Origin of the sequence: Flavobacterium xueshanense, assembly GCF_900112975.1 — a bacterium.
Lineage (GTDB): Bacteria > Bacteroidota > Bacteroidia > Flavobacteriales > Flavobacteriaceae > Flavobacterium > Flavobacterium xueshanense.
Genome location: NZ_FONQ01000017.1, coordinates 1 through 17,967, shown reverse-complemented (window position 1 = coordinate 17,967; position 17,967 = coordinate 1). Strand labels below are relative to the sequence as shown.

18 protein-coding genes are annotated in these 17,967 nt (G+C 33.3%); 1 reads left to right on the top strand and 17 read right to left on the bottom strand.

Annotation, left to right across the window (positions count from 1 at the left end):
- Window positions 1–45: 45 nt before the first annotated feature.
- A complete protein-coding gene (locus BMZ76_RS13465) occupies window positions 46–1,044 on the bottom strand; it encodes a zinc dependent phospholipase C family protein (protein ID WP_091207796.1) in 999 nt (332 codons plus the stop codon).
- Window positions 1,045–1,141: 97 nt separating this feature from the next.
- Between BMZ76_RS13465 and BMZ76_RS13460 the strand changes: the two genes are divergently transcribed.
- Window positions 1,142–1,891 (top strand): YoaK family protein, encoded by a 750-nt coding sequence (locus BMZ76_RS13460; RefSeq protein WP_091207791.1) that lies wholly within the window; start codon window positions 1,142–1,144, stop codon window positions 1,889–1,891.
- Here BMZ76_RS13460 and BMZ76_RS13455 read toward each other — a convergent pair.
- From BMZ76_RS13455 to BMZ76_RS13380, 16 genes are all read right to left on the bottom strand, one after another.
- Entirely contained in the window at window positions 1,875–2,852 is a 978-nt protein-coding gene (locus BMZ76_RS13455; RefSeq protein WP_244281821.1) for a YeiH family protein, read from the bottom strand. The two genes, BMZ76_RS13460 and BMZ76_RS13455, sit on opposite strands and share 17 nt — an antisense overlap.
- A 75-nt stretch (window positions 2,853–2,927) precedes the next feature.
- Window positions 2,928–3,824, bottom strand: a complete 897-nt coding sequence (locus tag BMZ76_RS13450) for a LysR family transcriptional regulator (RefSeq protein WP_091207985.1) — start codon at window positions 3,822–3,824, stop codon at window positions 2,928–2,930.
- Window positions 3,825–3,838: 14 nt separating this feature from the next.
- Window positions 3,839–5,866, bottom strand: coding sequence for a hypothetical protein (locus BMZ76_RS13445; RefSeq protein ID WP_091207787.1), 2,028 nt, complete (start codon window positions 5,864–5,866; stop codon window positions 3,839–3,841).
- 66 nt (window positions 5,867–5,932) lie between these two features.
- Entirely contained in the window at window positions 5,933–6,679 is a 747-nt protein-coding gene (gene fabG, locus BMZ76_RS13440) for a 3-oxoacyl-[acyl-carrier-protein] reductase (protein ID WP_091207784.1), read from the bottom strand.
- 136 nt (window positions 6,680–6,815) lie between these two features.
- Complete coding sequence (locus tag BMZ76_RS13435) at window positions 6,816–7,238, bottom strand: hypothetical protein (protein WP_091207780.1); 423 nt, start codon at window positions 7,236–7,238, stop codon at window positions 6,816–6,818.
- Between the two features lie 217 nt (window positions 7,239–7,455).
- The gene (gene sucD / locus BMZ76_RS13430) at window positions 7,456–8,328 is read right to left on the bottom strand and encodes a succinate--CoA ligase subunit alpha (RefSeq protein ID WP_091207776.1); all 873 of its coding nucleotides are present in this window, start codon (window positions 8,326–8,328) and stop codon (window positions 7,456–7,458) included.
- Between the two features lie 94 nt (window positions 8,329–8,422).
- Window positions 8,423–8,785 (bottom strand): hypothetical protein, encoded by a 363-nt coding sequence (locus BMZ76_RS13425; RefSeq protein ID WP_091207771.1) that lies wholly within the window; start codon window positions 8,783–8,785, stop codon window positions 8,423–8,425.
- Window position 8,786: 1 nt separating this feature from the next.
- Window positions 8,787–9,716, bottom strand: a complete 930-nt coding sequence (locus BMZ76_RS13420) for a UDP-3-O-(3-hydroxymyristoyl)glucosamine N-acyltransferase (protein ID WP_091207764.1) — start codon at window positions 9,714–9,716, stop codon at window positions 8,787–8,789.
- Between the two features lie 82 nt (window positions 9,717–9,798).
- Window positions 9,799–10,365 (bottom strand): elongation factor P, encoded by a 567-nt coding sequence (gene efp / locus BMZ76_RS13415; protein WP_091207756.1) that lies wholly within the window; start codon window positions 10,363–10,365, stop codon window positions 9,799–9,801.
- Window positions 10,366–10,425: 60 nt separating this feature from the next.
- On the bottom strand, window positions 10,426–11,211 hold the full coding sequence (gene lpxA / locus BMZ76_RS13410; RefSeq protein WP_091207753.1) for an acyl-ACP--UDP-N-acetylglucosamine O-acyltransferase: 786 nt from the start codon (window positions 11,209–11,211) through the stop codon (window positions 10,426–10,428).
- Between the two features lie 86 nt (window positions 11,212–11,297).
- On the bottom strand, window positions 11,298–12,686 hold the full coding sequence (locus BMZ76_RS13405; protein WP_091207982.1) for a bifunctional UDP-3-O-[3-hydroxymyristoyl] N-acetylglucosamine deacetylase/3-hydroxyacyl-ACP dehydratase: 1,389 nt from the start codon (window positions 12,684–12,686) through the stop codon (window positions 11,298–11,300).
- Window positions 12,679–13,722 carry a UDP-3-O-(3-hydroxymyristoyl)glucosamine N-acyltransferase gene (lpxD, locus tag BMZ76_RS13400; protein ID WP_091207749.1) on the bottom strand — a complete coding sequence of 348 codons (1,044 nt, stop codon included), beginning with the start codon at window positions 13,720–13,722 and terminating at the stop codon, window positions 12,679–12,681. Before lpxD ends, BMZ76_RS13405 begins: the two co-directional genes overlap by 8 nt.
- 131 nt (window positions 13,723–13,853) lie before the next feature.
- Window positions 13,854–15,083: an HD domain-containing protein gene (locus BMZ76_RS13395; RefSeq protein ID WP_091207745.1), complete on the bottom strand. Its 1,230-nt coding sequence runs from the start codon at window positions 15,081–15,083 to the stop codon at window positions 13,854–13,856.
- 122 nt (window positions 15,084–15,205) lie between these two features.
- The gene (locus BMZ76_RS13390; RefSeq protein WP_091207978.1) at window positions 15,206–16,000 is read right to left on the bottom strand and encodes a 3-keto-disaccharide hydrolase; all 795 of its coding nucleotides are present in this window, start codon (window positions 15,998–16,000) and stop codon (window positions 15,206–15,208) included.
- Between the two features lie 412 nt (window positions 16,001–16,412).
- Window positions 16,413–16,952 carry a GNAT family N-acetyltransferase gene (locus tag BMZ76_RS13385; RefSeq protein ID WP_091207740.1) on the bottom strand — a complete coding sequence of 180 codons (540 nt, stop codon included), beginning with the start codon at window positions 16,950–16,952 and terminating at the stop codon, window positions 16,413–16,415.
- 176 nt (window positions 16,953–17,128) lie between these two features.
- Window positions 17,129–17,410 carry a hypothetical protein gene (locus tag BMZ76_RS13380; protein ID WP_091207736.1) on the bottom strand — a complete coding sequence of 94 codons (282 nt, stop codon included), beginning with the start codon at window positions 17,408–17,410 and terminating at the stop codon, window positions 17,129–17,131.
- Between the last annotated feature and the right edge of the window lie 557 nt (window positions 17,411–17,967).

The following is a 17,967-nucleotide window of genomic DNA, read 5'->3' as shown; positions in this document are numbered from 1 at the left end:
GGGTGAAACTAATGTCTTACCCGTTTTTTAATTGGAAATATAACGTTATTCTTTTTCGTTTGTCAAACCAAAAAGATTCCCTTTTTCAAAAGTTTTTAAATCCTTTTTTAAAGTTTTGCTATTGCGCTTTGTAAGTTCAGTAGCATCAAGATTACTTAAATCCGGTTTTCCTGCATTTACCCAAGCTGTATACCAAAAACTTGCAGTAGCAGTAATGGCTTTTTTCATTTGTTGTTCGACCATTCCATTCAAATCCGTGTGTAATTTAGCAGCATATCCATCAGAATATAACGTTCCGCCGTATTTGTTTTTCACAACATTTCCAGCTGCATCCGTTACATACATTTTGTTTTCAGCAGTTGCAGTTCTTAATTTTTTATCAGTATCTAACAAAGGTTTTACTAAACTGTGGGTGTCAAAAATCATATCCCAAGTTGCTTTCTCCACATTCTCTAGATATTTTCCTTGCGGTACATTGAGCTTATAATCTTTGGCAAACAATTCCGGCAAACGGCTTTCCCATAAAGAATGAATTCCTTTTTGATTAGTATTTTGTCCATCATGATTATCCGAAGTATGCAATGGCATGTGCGCATCAGCAATGTAATGTCCTAAATCAGCTGCGATGAATAATATTTCATTCTTTCTTTTGTCCTTGAAAGCTTTAGTCAATTTGACCATCATATCCTGAATGTACCAAGGTAAAATTCCGTTTTTAGTCAAAAATTTCTCGTCATATTTTAGGTTCGCTTCTTGCATTGTTTTAGGAAAAGTTTCCACTGCACCAAAATTCTCCATGTCAAAATAATGACGTGGCGGCTCCGCTTTATCATTCAAAACATTTCTTCTCAAATCCGGAACGGTAGATCCTTGCGTGATAAAATCAATGTGATTGTAAAAAAATGTCTGTAATGGTTTTGGAAGTGCCATTACTGCGGCTTTGTTGATTCGTTCATGACCAATAACGCCCCATGACAAAAGAAAAATAGCAACTCCAAGAACAGATAAAGTAATAAGCGTAGGTCTAATTTTAAAATTTTTCATTAAATTTATTTTTTTGAAGTACAAATGTATTTCTTTAAATCGTTATTAAAAAAAATAGGGTTTAAGATTCTGTTAATTAAAAAAGAAAACTACAAATATGTTTCGACATCAAGGAAAAAACAGAACTTTTATTCACAATCTTCGTTTGGCCACTTTATTATCTTTTGTTGCTGGAATTGTAAATGTTACGGGTGTTTTGTCTATTCAAACATTAACTACCAATGTTACGGGACATTTCGCCTATTTCGCGGAAGAAATCATGAAACGGGATTATGCAGCCGCAATTACCTTTTTTGTATTCACTATTTTCTTTTTGTTTGGTGCTTTTATTTCTAATTTTTTAGCGGAATTAATTTCCAAAAAACATCCCAATTTATCTCACGTCATTCCTATTGCATTGGAAATGCTTGTTTTGATTGGTGTTGGAATCTTTGGAACACAATCCGACTTATCCAGCATTGATGGAAAATGGATTGCTTTTTCGATGCTTTTTGCTATGGGAATACAAAACTCTTTGGTAACCAAAATCTCTCAATCAACAGTCCGAACAACCCATTTAACTGGGCTTTTCACCGATTTAGGTATTGAATTATCTCAATTGTTTTTTTATAAAAAACCCGAAGAGAAGAAAAAATTAAAAACCAGTATTTATCTGAGATTATCCATTATCTTGTTCTTTTTTATCGGCTGTTTTGCAGGTGGTTTTCTTTATAATTTATTGGATATGAAAACACTTTTTGTGGCCGCCACTTTTCTAATGTTTGCCCTTTTGTATGATTATCTCCGATTGCAATTTCATGTTATAAAGCGAAAAACCTTTCATCATAAAACTATTTTAGATAAATAATTGAGACCAAAGTTGCAATTGCTATGAATGTCCAAAGCAAAATTCCCTGCGCGAGCGGTTTAAATCCCACCGATTTTAAAACAGTTCTATTCAATCCGGCTCCAATTAGAAACAAAGTTAATGTCAAACCTATTTTAGCAACTGAAATCAAATGCGGGGCAAAATTACTTATTTGCGGCAAATACGTATTGGCAATCATAGCCAAAATCAAGAACCCAATAAAATAAGGGATTTTTATTTTCCCCGATTTATTTTTGAAAATAAAAGTAGTAATCAATGCTACAGGAATAATCCACAAAGCACGGGCTAATTTTACTGTAGTGGCTATCTGCAATGCTTCAGGACCAAATTTACTGGCTGCTCCTACCACAGAACTGGTATCATGAATGGCAATGGCGCACCATAATCCAAACTCTTTTTGTGATAAATCCAACCAATGACCTACGGCAGGAAATACAAACAGTGCAACCGAATTCAGAATGAATATTACTCCTAAGGCGATTGAGGTTTGTTTTTCATTGGATTTGATTATGGGAGCAATCGCTGCAATCGCACTTCCTCCGCAAATTGCAGTTCCACAAGAAATTAAATGAGACGTTATCTTTTCGGTTTTAAACCATTTCCCAAGAAAAGTTCCTAAAATCAAAGTACTAAAAATAGAAATCACAGTAAACAAGAAGCCTTCTTTTCCTGCAGCAACAGCACTGTGAACATTCATTCCAAATCCTAAACCAACGACTGAAAATTGCAACAGGTAATTTGTGGCTTTATGATTCAATTGTAAAAAAGGATGTCCAAAAAGATTGGCGACAATTAATCCCAACACTAAAGCAATTGGCGGGGAAACAAAAATTGTGGTACAAAACAATAACAAGATAACAAAAATGAGTTGCTGCAATGTGGCATTTACTTTAAAAAAAATAAATGATTCATTTTGAATTACTTTTTGATCCGTTTCCAATGTAAAGTTGTTGAATTATTACAGTACAAAGGTGGAGAGATAAATCTATTTGTGCCAATCGTAAATTATAATCTGCTATAACTTTAAATTATAATGATTGTAAATATTCTGAATAAACAAATCCGATAAAGAATCCGTTTTTCCTTGTAATGTAATGATGTAAAAGAAACGTTCTATAATCAGGTCTTTAATGTCTAGTATAACTAATTCATTGTTTGCAAGTTCTTTTTTTACCGCATGAATGGATATAAAAGCCACACAATCAGAGTTCATCAAATAGGATTTTATGCTTTCGGTACTGCCTAATTGCATTTCGATTTGTAGTTCTGATAGTTTAATTTTAAATGGTTTCAAGGCATGTTCAATTACTTCAAGTGTTCCTGAACCTTGTTCCCGCATTAAAAAACGCATTCTTTTTAGATCCTCCTGAGTCACTTCTACAAGACTGACTAATGGATTGGAACTCTTACAGACTAAAACCAATTCGTCTTTTAAAAACTCCGTATATTTAATGGACTTATTTTTTGATTGCCCTTCTACAATACCTATTTCAATCTCCTGTTTTAATAAAGCATTTTCTATTTGTTCCGTATTTCCATTTAATAAATTCACTTTTATATCTTGTAATTTTTGATGGAAACGGGCTAAAAGTGGTGGAATTATATACTGAGAAATCGTTGTACTGGCTCCTAATCGCAACAATCCTGAACGTTGATTAATAAGCGTGCTCATATCAAAATCAATCTCGCGATATACTTCGAAAATGTTTTTGGTATGTTTTAATAATACTTCACCAGCATTTGTCAGTGCGGTTTTAGAACCATTTCTATCAAATAATTTAATTTTATATTGTTCCTCTAATTCCTGAATGTGTTTTGAAATCGCAGGTTGCGTGATAAACAATTCCGTTGCAGCTTTAGTGAAACTCAAACGATTGGCAACGGTATAAAACACTTTCAGTCTATAATCCATATTATTTAATTGTATTACAGTAATCCGTTGTATTTTCGAACAAACCATTCGGTTGCCAGCAAAATTGAAATTAAAACCAATAACCAAATCCAATCAATTAAAGGCTTTTTAGTAACACTATTCTTTTGTACTGCTCTATATTCGTCGTTTTCCAAAAGCGTTTTAATCAATGCATCTACTTGATCCGGAAAAAAAGCTTTCCCTTGTGTTTGCGTCGCTAATTGTGTTAATTTTTCGACATCGGGATTGACAAATTGTTTTTCGATATCAAAATCAAGAATTTCAAACTTACCGGAATACGTCGTTGTAGAATTCAATTCTTTTACCGTAAGCGCGTACGAGCCGGCTTTCATACCGTCAAGATTAACTTTATAGGAATTATTTCCTTTCAATAAATCGTAATTTTTTGTTTGCTTGGTTTTGGAATTTGTTACCGCAATAGTCAAACGGGCTTTTTCATCAAACTCATAATTTTTATTGAAATATTGCGCAGTTATTTCAATGGCTTCACCTGAATTATAAAAACTTTCATATTCCACCACCAAAGATTTTTTAGAATTATTGGAAGCCAAAAATTGAATAATCTTATCCATGAAAATATCATATTTTTTAAAAGATTGATTATTGACATGTGTTTGCATTCGCCATTTCCAACTGTTTTCACCCAAAAGATAAGCGGCTCGTTTGCCTTGATTTTCTGTAAAAGCCAGCAAAGGCGCATTCATATCTATAGCTCTGATTTTGGACGAAAGCAAAACAGATACCACACCTTTTGTAGTTACAGTTCCAAAAGCATTTTGTAAAGGCGGCAAATTTTCAAACCCGATATTGTCCGCTGCAAACAAATTAAACTGCCCATTAAAAACCGACAAATAATCTTCTTTTTGTCCGCTCATTTTAAAGCTCAAATTATTCTGTTGCTGATTCAGAAAATTGAAATCGGTGTTGTTTCCAGTAATAATAAACGTATTGATTCCGGCACCTTTATTATTTTCAAAAATAGTTTTAAATTCGGTTGTTGGTTGGTATAATATCAAAACATTAAAATCCTGCAATTTTTTGACTTCATTTGGTTTAACGATTGTTACTTTTCGTTGCGCATTGGATTCAATGGCTCTTTTTAGCGCACCTAAATCAGGATGATTTATGGCAGAAACGATAACAATATTTGTTTTTTGGTCAATAACTTCAACCGCAAAATTTTTGGTATTATTGTATGTATTAATTTCCTTTTCTTTCGATGCAATGGTAGCTTTAAAAACCTGCAATCCTATTTTATCAGCCGGCAAAAGTACGCTTACTGTTGCCGTTTTCTTGGATGGCGAAAAGGTAATAGATTGTTTACTGAATACCGAATTTCCTTGCGAAATGATGAAATCAGCAGTTACGCTTTTAGTTCCTGAATACTGCAAAAAAGCTTCTACAGGAAGTTTATTTTTGTGAAAAGCGTATTTATTAACGTTCAGCTGATTGATTTTAAAATCTAAAAAAGTTGTTGTATCACCTACAATCACTGGATATGTTTTATTCGCAGCATCAAAACTATAGACATAATCATTCCCGGAAGTTTGATTTCCATCCGTAATCAAAACGGTTGGATAGATTGCGTTTTTATAAATGCTTTTTAGATTTTTAGCTACAACATCAATATTCGTTTGGGTTCCTTTAAAATTAAATGTTTCTGTTGGTTCAAAATCATCTGAAAAATGATACGATTGTACGTCAAATTTCTGTTGTAAATCCGAATTTGATTGTATTTTTTTATACAATTCTATTGTTTTCTCATTCGCATTCAAAAACGAAATAGAACTTGAATTATCAACAACAATTGGTAAAGGAGTTTTTACAGTTTCCAATGTATTTCTGGTTATTATTGGATTAATCAACAACAATAAAATTCCAAAAATTGATGAAAAACGCAAAAAAGCCAAAAACCAACCGATTTTCGATTTGTTTTTGGCTTTATAGATGTATTGAAAAAACGACAAACCGCCAGCTATTAATATAGAAAGAAGTAATAGTAGCAAGGTAGTTGTTGTCATATTTTGGCAGTTTTCAGTGTTCAGTCTCAGTTCTCATCTTACTGATTACTGAAAACTGTTAACTTTTTAGGTAAGCATTCCTCCACAAACATTCATAACCTGTCCAGTTACATACGCGCTCATGTCCGAAGCAAAGAAAAGACACGCATTAGCAACATCTTCAGTAGTTCCGCCACGTTTCAACGGAATTCCGTCTCTCCATCCTTTTACAACATCTTCGTTTAATTTTGCTGTCATTTCTGTTTCTATAAAACCTGGAGCAATTACATTGCAACGAATGTTACGAGATCCTAATTCCAATGCTACAGATTTAGAAAAACCAATAACTCCCGCTTTAGAAGCAGCATAATTAGTTTGTCCTGCATTTCCTTTTACACCTACAACTGAACTCATATTTATTATAGAGCCAGAACGTTGTTTCAGGAAAGTACGTTGAATAGCTTTTGTCATATTAAAAACTGATTTCAAGTTGACATCAATTACTTGATCAAAATCGCCTTCAGACATACGCATCAAAAGGTTGTCTTTAGTAATTCCAGCATTGTTTATTAGAATATCAACCGTTCCAAATTCAGCTAAAACTGCATCAACAAAAGTTTGTGCTTCATTAAAATCGGCAGCATTTGATTGATATCCTCTAGCTTTAATTCCAAGAGCGTTCAATTCATTTTCTAATGTCAAAGCTGATTCTACAGAGGAGCTGTAAGTAAATGCAACATTTGCACCATGTTTTGCAAAAACTTCAGCAATTCCTTTTCCAATTCCGCGACTCGCACCTGTAATTATGGCTACTTTTCCTTCTAGTAATTTCATTTTATGATGATAAGTTTATTTATTAATTTGCCATACAAATATAGATTATTTAGGCGTTTTATGAAATTTGTAGTACAAAAAAAGCCTTACTGAAGTAAAGCTTTTAAATAGAAAATTTATTTTTTTTGGAAATACACTAAAAAGCTACATTCCATTTTGGCAATCTTCCATTTTCGTCAAGGAAGTTTTGTAAAACTTGTCCTTCTACAAATGTTGGGATTACTTTAGTTTTATCATTGAATGTTTCATACCAAACCACTTCAATAGTATTGATATCTTCGATTTTCATTTGTGCTGGCCAAGAATATTTTCTTCCTGTTTTTGCAAATTGGTGTCCTTCTACAATTTTATCTTTCAAACCACCATTTTTAATTTTCAAAGTTCCATCATTTTGAACAGTTCCGGTAGAACCAACCATAATCAGTTCTTTTTCATCTCCAACAGAATAAACTAAAAACACTCCAGATCCTTCTGAAGCATTACAAACTTCTGCTAAACTATCTTCTGTAGTAAATGAAAACTGATTGGTAACTTTGAATTTTTTTAACTCTTTGTACATATTATTTTATTTTTATTTGAACTGGCTTCGGCAAAAAAATACCCCACAAAATCGTGAGGCTCATTAGAAACCATTCGTTTATGTTTGTTCTTATTAGGATTACATCTGAAAAAAAAGTTGCATTTAATAAAGTGCAAAGATATTTCTTTAATTCAATTTATAATAAAAAAGCCCCACAAATTGTGAGGCTTTTAAAAATATTTAATTTGAGTTTAGATTAACCTAAAACTTCTTTTACTTTTTTACCAATTTCAGCTGGAGAATCTACTACGTGAATTCCACATTCTCTCATGATTTGTTTTTTAGCTTCTGCAGTATCGTCAGATCCACCAACGATTGCACCTGCATGTCCCATTGTACGTCCTGCTGGAGCAGTAACTCCTGCAATGAATCCTACAACTGGTTTACGGTTACCATCAGCTTTAATCCAATGAGCAGCATCTGCTTCTAATTGTCCACCAATTTCACCTATCATTACGATACATTCTGTTTCTGGGTCGTTCATCAATAATTCAACCGCTTCTTTTGTAGTAGTTCCAATGATTGGGTCTCCACCAATACCAATTGCAGTAGTGATTCCTAATCCTTGTTTTACCACTTGATCAGCTGCTTCGTACGTTAATGTTCCCGATTTAGAAACAATACCAACAGTCCCTTTTTTGAAAACAAAACCTGGCATGATACCAACTTTAGCTTCACCCGGAGTGATTATTCCTGGGCAGTTAGGTCCTATTAATCGAGCGTTTCTCTCTTTAACATAACTATTTGCTTTTATCATGTCAGCAACCGGAATTCCTTCAGTAATTGCAATAATTACTTTTATTCCAGCGTCTGCAGCTTCCATAATTGCGTCAGCAGCAAAAGCCGGCGGTACAAAAATGATTGTTGTATCAGCACCTGCTTGTTCTACAGCATCTTTTACAGTATTGAAAACTGGTCTGTCTAAGTGAGTTGTTCCCCCTTTTCCTGGAGTTACACCACCAACAACGTTAGTACCGTACTCAATCATTTGAGAAGCATGGAAAGTTCCTTCGCTTCCTGTAAATCCTTGAACAATTATTTTGGAATCTTTGTTGACTAAAACACTCATGATATATTTTTTATGTAGTTTTTAAAATGGTTATGCAAAAGTATAAAATAGTAATCAGTAATCAGTATTCAGCGTTCAGTTTTTTGACACTAAATTATGATAATTGACTCATTTGGTACCCTCGAAATAATTTATTGTCTTTAATTTGCCAAATAACAATAAAATGTGCCAATAACATCTCTTCTCTTGGATTCTCAATCGTTTTCACAAAATGAGAATAGCGAACTGAAATTAAATCATTTTCAGATAAAATATGGCTAATACGAATCTTAGAACGAACGTACGCTTTGCTCAACTCAACAGATAAATTTACCAGCGAATCATAATTAAGTTCCACAAAGCCTTTACTGCTGTTCCATTCCACAATTACTTCCGGATGCAAAAAATCTTTAATAACCTCGCTGTCAATTAAGGCATCTGATTTATAAAATTTCTGAACGATTTCTTTTGCAGACATATTATTTTAGTTTATTTAGAATTTCTGGAATCTTCTTGATATTGGCCAGTTGTTTCAATTTTTCTCTTGATTCTTCAATTGGAGTACCGAAATACGATTTACCGCCTTCTACTGATTTTGTTACGCCCGTTTGACCAAGAATAACAGCCTTTGCTCCTATTGTTATCCCACTCGTGGTTCCTACTTGTCCCCAAATAGTAACTTCATCTTCAATAATAACACAACCCGCAATTCCGGTTTGTGACGCGATTAAACATTTTTTTCCAATAACGGTATCATGACCTACATGCACCTGGTTGTCAATTTTTGTGCCTTCGCCAATAGTGGTATCGCCAGTTACTCCCTTGTCAATAGTACAAAGAGCTCCAATTCCAACATTATCTTTAATAACCACTCTTCCGCCTGAAAGTAATTGGTCGTATCCTTCAGGTCGTTTCTTGTAATAAAAAGCATCAGCACCCAAAATAGTTCCTGCGTGAATCATCACATTATCGCCAATTACGGTATAATCATAAATGGAAACATTAGAGTGAATCAAACAATTCTTTCCTATAACTACATGGTTTCCAATAAATGTATTTGGCTGGATTACAGTTCCTTCTCCTATGGAAGCTGAAGCAGATATTGAAACATTTGAAAATTGAAGTGGCTTGAAATAGTTTGTCAATTTATTAAAATCCCTAAAAGGATCTTCAGAAATCAACAACGCTTTTCCATCAGGACAAGCTACATTTTTATTAATTAAAACAATCGTTGCTGCAGAGTTTAATGCTTTATCGTAATATTTAGGATGATCCACAAAAACAATATCTCCGGATTCAACAACATGAATCTCATTCATTCCTGAAACAGGAAATTTAGCATCACCAACATATTCACAGTCGATGATACTTGCAATTTCTTCTAAAGTGTAAACTTTTTGGAATTTCATTTTCTTTTAGTTTTTAGTTTTCAGTCTCAGTTTTCAATCTTTACCCACACGAAATGTCATTGAGGCTGAAAACCAATAAAAACTATTCCTTAACTCTTTCCATATAATTTCCGGAAGTCGTATCTATTTTGATTTTGTCCCCTTCATTAATAAACAAAGGAACATTTACAGTTGCACCAGTTTCAACAGTTGCTGATTTTGTTGCATTCGTAGCAGTATTTCCTTTAATTCCTGGTTCAGCATAAGTCACTTCAAGAATAACTGATGCCGGCATATCTACTGAAAGCGGTAAATCAGTTTCTGTGTTAATACTTACCATTACATTTTCTCCTTCTTTTAATAAATCAGGAGAATCCAGAATGTTTTTGTTTAAAGTAATCTGTTCGAAAGTTTCAGTATTCATAAAATGAAAATCATCACCCTCCGGATATAAAAACTGAAATTTATGGTTTTCTACTCTAACTTCTTCGATTTTATGACCTGCCGAAAAGGTGTTATCTAATACTTTTCCGTTTGTTAAACTTCTCAATTTTGTTCTGACAAAAGCAGGTCCTTTTCCTGGTTTTACGTGAAGAAATTCAATGATTTTGTAAATATCGCTGTTGTATTTGATACACAATCCGTTTTTAATATCTGATGTAGATGCCATTATATTGTTTATTTTTTATTACTATTTTTGTTTTTTGGTAACTGAAAACCACTCTAATTTTTAGTAGTTCCCAGAATATCCTTTCATTACGCCTCTTGACGAATTTCGAATAAAATCAATGATTTCATCTCTTTCGGGTGTTGCTTCCATTTCAGCTTCAATAATACCCAAGGCTTGAGTGGTATTGTAATTTTTTTGATACAGAATTCTGTAAATATCTTGAATTTCTCTAATTTTTTCAGTGGTAAAACCACGTCTTCTTAATCCAACAGAATTAATTCCAACATAAGATAAAGGTTCTTTTGCTGCTTTTGTGAAAGGCGGAACATCTTTTCTTACTAAAGAACCGCCCGAAATCATTGCGTGATCTCCAATGTGAATAAATTGATGAATCGCTGCCAATCCTCCAATAACCGCATATTTACCAACTGTAACATGACCTGCCAAAGCAACTCCATTTACAATAATAGCATTATCACCTATGTGACAATCGTGCGCAATATGCGCTGTTGCCATTACCAAACAATTGTTACCTAGAGTTGTTTGTCCAGAAGCAATTGTACCTCTGTTTATGGTTACGCATTCTCTGATCGTACAATTGTCACCAATTATGGCTAAAGAGTCTTCTCCTCCAAATTTCAAATCCTGCGGAACTGCTGAAATTACCGCACCAGGGAATATATTACAATTTTTCCCAATTCTTGCGCCCTCCATTATCGTAACATTCGAACCAATCCAAGTTCCATCTCCAATTATTACGTTATTGTGGATGGTTGTAAATGGCTCGATGACAACATTTTTGGCTATTTTGGCGCCTGGATGAACATAGGCTAGTGGTTGATTCATCAGCTATTATTTATTTTTATATTTATCAGAATAAAAACTCCAATCGATTCTTGTTGCGATTCAATTGTAACGTTTTCAATCCTAATCTATTGTTTTTTTGCAATTTGCGCCATTAATTCCGCTTCAGCAACTAGTTTTCCATTTGCGTAAGCATTTGCTTGCATGTGGCAAATTCCTCTTCTGATAGGCGTTATTAAATCACATTTAAAAATTAAAGTGTCTCCTGGCAACACTTTATGTTTGAATTTGACATTGTCAATTTTCATAAAATACGTCAAATAATTTTCAGGATCTGGAACAGTGCTTAAAACCAGAATTCCACCGGTCTGTGCCATGGCTTCTACAATCAAAACACCTGGCATCACTGGAGCTTCAGGAAAATGACCCACAAAGAAATTTTCATTCATCGTAACATTTTTCATTCCCACAACATGCGTTTCAGACATTTCAATGATTCTGTCAATCAATAAAAAGGGAGGTCTGTGAGGAAGTACCGCCATAATTTTATGAATGTCCATTAATGGCTCTTGGTGCAAATCATAAACAGGAACGTAATTTCTTTGTTCAATTTTTATAATTTTCGCCATTTTTTTGGCAAACTGTGTATTTACAAAATGCCCTGGTTTGTTAGCGATTACTTTTCCTTGAATTCTTGTTCCAATTAAAGCCAAATCACCTACAACATCAAGCAGTTTGTGTCTTGCAGCTTCATTAGGATAATGTAATGTTAGGTTGTCTAAAATTCCATTTGGTTTAACCGTAATTTCGTCTTTTCCAAAAGCAACTTTTAAATTCTCCATCGTTGCGGCTGAAATTTCTTTATCAACGTAAACAATCGCATTATTCAAATCGCCACCTTTTATCAAACCATTCTCCAAGAGAGATTCTAATTCGTGTAAAAAGCTAAATGTCCTGGACTTTGATATTTCAGTTTTGAAATCAGCAATACTTTTCATATTTGCATTCTGAGTTCCTAGAATTTTAGTACCAAAATCAACCATTGCGGTTACACAATAATGATCACTTGGCATAACTAAAATTTCACTTCCTGATGCTTCATCGGTAAAAGAAATCACTTCCTTAACAACGTATACATTTCTTTTCGCATTTTGCTCTTCAAAATCTGCTTTTTCAAGTGCTTCAACAAAATACTTTGATGAACCATCCATAATAGGAAGTTCCGAAGCATTCAATTCGATGATCACATTATCTAAATCACAACCCATCAGCGCTGCTAAAACATGCTCGGGAGTTTGAATTTTAACGCCAAGTTTCTCCAAATTGGTTCCTCTTTGCGTGTTTACAACATAATTTGCATCAGCCTCAATAATAGGTTGTCCTTCAAGATCTACTCTAACAAAGGTAAAACCATTATTCACTGGAGCAGGTTTAAAAGTCATTTTTACTTCTTTTCCTGTGTGTAATCCAACTCCAGTTAGCGAAATTTCTGTTTTGATGGTCTTCTGTTTAACCATTGTTTCCATTTTTTTGGTTTAATATTTGTTTTTTTAATTCTTCTATTTCTGCAACAATTTTCGGTAAATTCTTGAAATGAACATACGACTTACTAAAATCATTGTAACCAAATGTAGGGCTTCCTTGCAAGATTTCATCATCTTTTATATTTCTTCCCACACCGGACTGCGCTTGGATTCGAACATTATTACCAATGGTTAAATGTCCTGAAATTCCAACTTGTCCGCCAATCATGCCGTTTTTCCCAATTTTTGTAGAACCTGCAACTCCTGTTTGAGCAGCTATCACTGTATTTTCACCTATTTCAACATTATGAGCAATCTGAATTTGATTATCAAGCTTGACTCCTTTTCTGATAATGGTAGATCCCATTGTGGCTCTGTCAATCGTGGTACAAGAACCTACATCAACATTATCTTCAATAATTACATTTCCTATTTGCGGAATCTTAGTGTACGTTCCGTCCGGATTTGGTGCAAAACCAAAACCATCAGCGCCGATAATAGCACCGGAATGAATGGTACAATTATTACCAATCACCGTTTCCGAATATATTTTTGCGCCAGCGAATAATATTACATTATCCCCAATTAACACATTATCCCCAACAAAACAATTAGGATATATTTTTACATTTTCGCCCAAAACTACATTCTGACCAATATAACTGAAACTACCAAGATATAAATTATCTCCGTATTTCACATTTTGTGACAGAAAAGAAGGCTGCTCTATTCCGGTTTTATTCAATTTTACCTGATTATAAAACTCTAATAATTTTGAAAATGCCGCATACGCATCATGTACTTTTATTAATGTGGTAGTCAATGGTGATTCTGGCTCAAAAGTCTCATTAACAATTGTTACGGAAGCTTTTGTTGAATAGATATAATTGAGATATTTAGGATTTGATAAAAAAGTAAGTGATCCCTCAGAGCCATCTTCGATTTTTGACAATCTAAAAACTTCAGCCATGGGATTCCCTACAACTACTCCTTCTAAAATCCCTGCTATTTCTTCTGCTGTAAATTTCATCTTATCGGATTATATTTTTAAAAGATATAAGATGGAACTCGCTGTATAAAGTTCTTTTTAAATTAAAAAAAAATGGTTTGGCTCGTTTCATTGTGGCAAAAATATAAAAAAATAGATTTTAAATGACGTTTTTATAACAGTTGTTTTGGGAAACAGATATAATACTTCGTCACTAATTTAGATAACGATTTTAAATTCAGCTGGTCAGAAGATTCTATAACGTCCTCAATTGTGCTGTCTTTTTTCAAAATCCGTATCGGTTCCGCTTCTTTACTATACGCTTGATTTTTTATTTTACCTTTAAAAATAAAATAATTAGTTTCTAATAATGAAATATTATTTTCCATTGCAAATCGTTCTTTTAGCGGCTGTAATTCTTCAATCGCTACTTTTTCACTAGTTAATTTTATTTTCAATAAATCTCTGTTAACAATCATTTTACTTAAAGATGACAAAATAAAATCATCCTGTTTTTGCCAAGCTTTTAAAGCTCCAATAATATCAAAATCATCCAGTTGAGCAAATAAATCCAAGGTTTCAGCATCAAAGCTATCAATAATGACTTTGTTTTGCATGAAAAACAATAGCGACTCGCTGCACGGTAATTGCATTCCTTTTAAAGTTAATTCTTTGGCGCGTTTTAAGATTTTCATCAAAATTAACTCTGCCACTAAACTCGTTTTGTGCAAATATGCCTGCCAATACATCAAGCGTCTGGACATCAGAAACTTTTCTACAGAATAAATTCCTTTTTCTTCAATTACCAAATAATCGTCGACCACATTCATCATTTGAATCAGTCGTTCCGAGTTGACATTTCCTTCTGCCACCCCCGAATAAAAACTGTCACGTTTCAAATAATCCATTCGATCCATATCCAGTTGACTGGAAATCAATTGCAACATGAACTTTCTGTAGTATTCTCCTTTAAAAACCTGAATTGCCAAACTCAACTGACCGTTAAATTCCACATTTAATTGGTTCATGAATAACAACGATATTTCTTCATGATGAACATTTTCTACAATACTTTTTTCCATGGCATGCGAAAAAGGGCCATGCCCAACATCATGCAATAAAATAGCAATGAACAGTGCATTTTCTTCCTCTGAAGAGATAGAAACTCCTTTGAAACGCAACACATCGACAGCTTTTTGCATCAAATGCATACAGCCTAAAGCGTGATGAAAACGAGTATGATTTGCTCCGGGATAAACTAAATACGACAATCCCATTTGGGAAATTCGGCGCAAACGTTGAAAATAAGGATGCTGAACTAAATCGTAAATTAACGCATTTGGAATTGTAATAAACCCATAAATGGGATCATTGAATATTTTTAGCTTATTGATTTGACTCACTACACATTTATTTTTAAAGTCAACAAATATAAGTAAATTAGATTTCAAAACAGAAACGTCTTAATGCTGATTTGGAATCAAAAAAAACGAAGCGTTCATCGCTTCGTTAGTCTATTTTATTTTTAAAGTTTTCTGATCCAAATATTTCTAAATTGATTTTTTGAATCATGATCCTGAAGCGAAATTACATCATCGCCATGAGACGACGGATAATTGTGCAAACCGATGTAAAGTGTCAATCCGTTTATAGTAGTGTTATTTTGTACTAAAACACCATTCAAAAATACGGTGATTCTTGCCGGAGCATCAATTCTTCCATGTGCTGTAAAACGTGGTGCGGTGTAGATTACGTCGTAAGCATTCCATTCTAATGGCGTTTTCACGGCGTTTACCAATGGCGGATGATCTTTATAGATACTTCCCGCCTGACCATTGCTGTATGTTCTGTTGTTGTGGGAATCTAATATTTGTAACTCGTATCTGTTTTGAAAAAATACACCACTGTTTCCTCTAGCCTGTCCGCCATCTAAAACGACATCCGGCGCACTCCATTCCAGATGCAACTGACAATCTCCAAAAGCCATTTTGGTTTGAATGGCGCCAGTACCCGGAACAACTTCCATATAATCTTTATCAACAATTTTCCACCCTGCAGCTTTACTTACATCTTTTTGGTTCACCCATTGGTCCAGATTTTTACCATCAAATAAGATTATCGCATCTGAAGGTGCATTTCCAAGAATTTTAGCAGGCGTAATAACTTTCACTTGCGGTTCCCAAATCTCGGTCATTTCAGGTTTCATCAGCATTGGTGAAACCTCTGGCGGAGTATTCACATATTTGTGTTGCGCCATAGTTACGGTAGCAGCAAATAAGACAATCATTAAAAAAGAGTTCTTCAGGTTTTTAGATTTCATAGTTACATTCATTTTGTTTGATAAAATATAAACGGGGTTAATTGTTCTCTTTTCAATATTAAGCATTTTTTTTTCATGAAATGATTATTAATTTTAATATCACTAATTTGGTATAATTCAAGTTTTTTTAAACGCATAAAACCATAGTTTTTAAAAATTTATGCTAAGACATTTCACTATATTGTAGTATATCATAGCTTTGTGGACCCTAGAATTTGGCTATCCTAATCTTTTTTTTCTATGAATCTATGGGTTTATTTTAATGTTTTTTTTCGGAATTTGTAATTTCAAAAAATTTTACACAAGAGGTTAAATAAAACTAATTGACAGTTAAACTTTAGATTTCACACGAAATCCTCCCAAAAAAATTGATTTTAGAATTTTAAAAATAAATTTTGTTTTTCTATTGATATCAATCGGTTGCTAAAATAGCGTAGCCGTAATTATCGGACCAGCCAGATGATAACGGCAATAATTTTCGGGTGTGTGCTTCTCTAATCATTCCAGTTTTTTCCAAAACATGGATAGAACCAATATTCCCAACCGCGCAACCCGCCTCAATCCGATGCAGATGAAGTTCTTCAAAACCAAAACGGAGAATTTCTTTTAAAGATTCTGTAGCGTATCCTTTGTTCCAATGATTCTTGTGGAATTTAAACCAAACTTCCGCATTTTTATATTTTACCTTCCCCAAATTGATTCCTGTTAATCCTATAGTTTGGTTTCCGGTATTCAATTCGACTGCAAAAGTAAAATGGGTCGCAAATTCTTTGTTGTTTTCAAAAACCCACTTTTCTAAAAGTAATTTTGTTTCTTCGAGTTCTGATGGAATTCCTAAAGTATTGAATTCATCTGTTTCTTTCAAAGAATGCAATTCATGAATATAATCCAGATCCAACAGTGCGATTGGTCGTATAATTAATCGTCGCGTTTTGAGAATTGTAGTATTCATTATTGACTATTATAATTTTATTCGAGTAATAAGTAGTAAAACTCAAATTTGAATTTTGTGCCCACTAAAACCAGTAATTTTGTAATTATGTAATTTCCGACTAATCAACATGGGCACAAAAAAATTTATTCAGTACCAAAACAAAAAAAAGTTCGAGTCATTTAAATTAATAAGTCCTAAAACAACTTAAATATTCTGTTAATTGGAATCATCACACCTTGTTTCAAGATAACATTTTTGTCAGTGACACCCCAAACCGTGGTATCTACAACTTTCTTGGATTCAACGTCTTCAAAGAAAATTTTAATTTTTGAATGCTCTAAATTGCCCAGTGATAAAGCTCTGTTGATTTCACCAGTTCTTGTTTTTATTTCGTCAACGTCGCTTAAAACATCTGTTTTTGGAAACTTAAGAAGCGCAATATCTTCTTTATCAATGATTTTGTAATCTTCTGTCATAATAGTAAAAATTTAATTAATAATAAATTGCGGTACTGTGGAAAATCAAAAACTTGACCAATTTTATTCGCCATAATACTACATTACAAAAATAAAACCTCCCAAGTTTGTTACTGCCAATTTTATATTAATTTTTTGTCTTTCTTAACAATTACTTTTTTTATCTCCTCAAAAGAATCGCTCTCAATTCAGTGTTGTTCCAAAAAATTCAATATTGTGCAATCAAACAAATATTTTAAATCTTAGAAAGTAATTTTTTCTTTGAATACCAGTACTGACAGAAAAACATTTAAAAAAATTAAGCAGATTGTACAAACTATTTTATAAAAATGTAAAAACTGAATTTTGCTAATTTATAATTTTCCGACACTCAATAAATTCACTATTTTTCCTAAGTAATTCCTAAAGAATAAATGATAGCAATTAAAAAAAATGTAAAAATGAAATTCATTTCTTTTAATGTACTAGATTCAACTAATTAATGCAACTTTTAGGGGGGAGATAAAGACATTTTTTCAAAAGAAAGGACTTTTAAAAAGCCCTCTCTCTCGAATGGA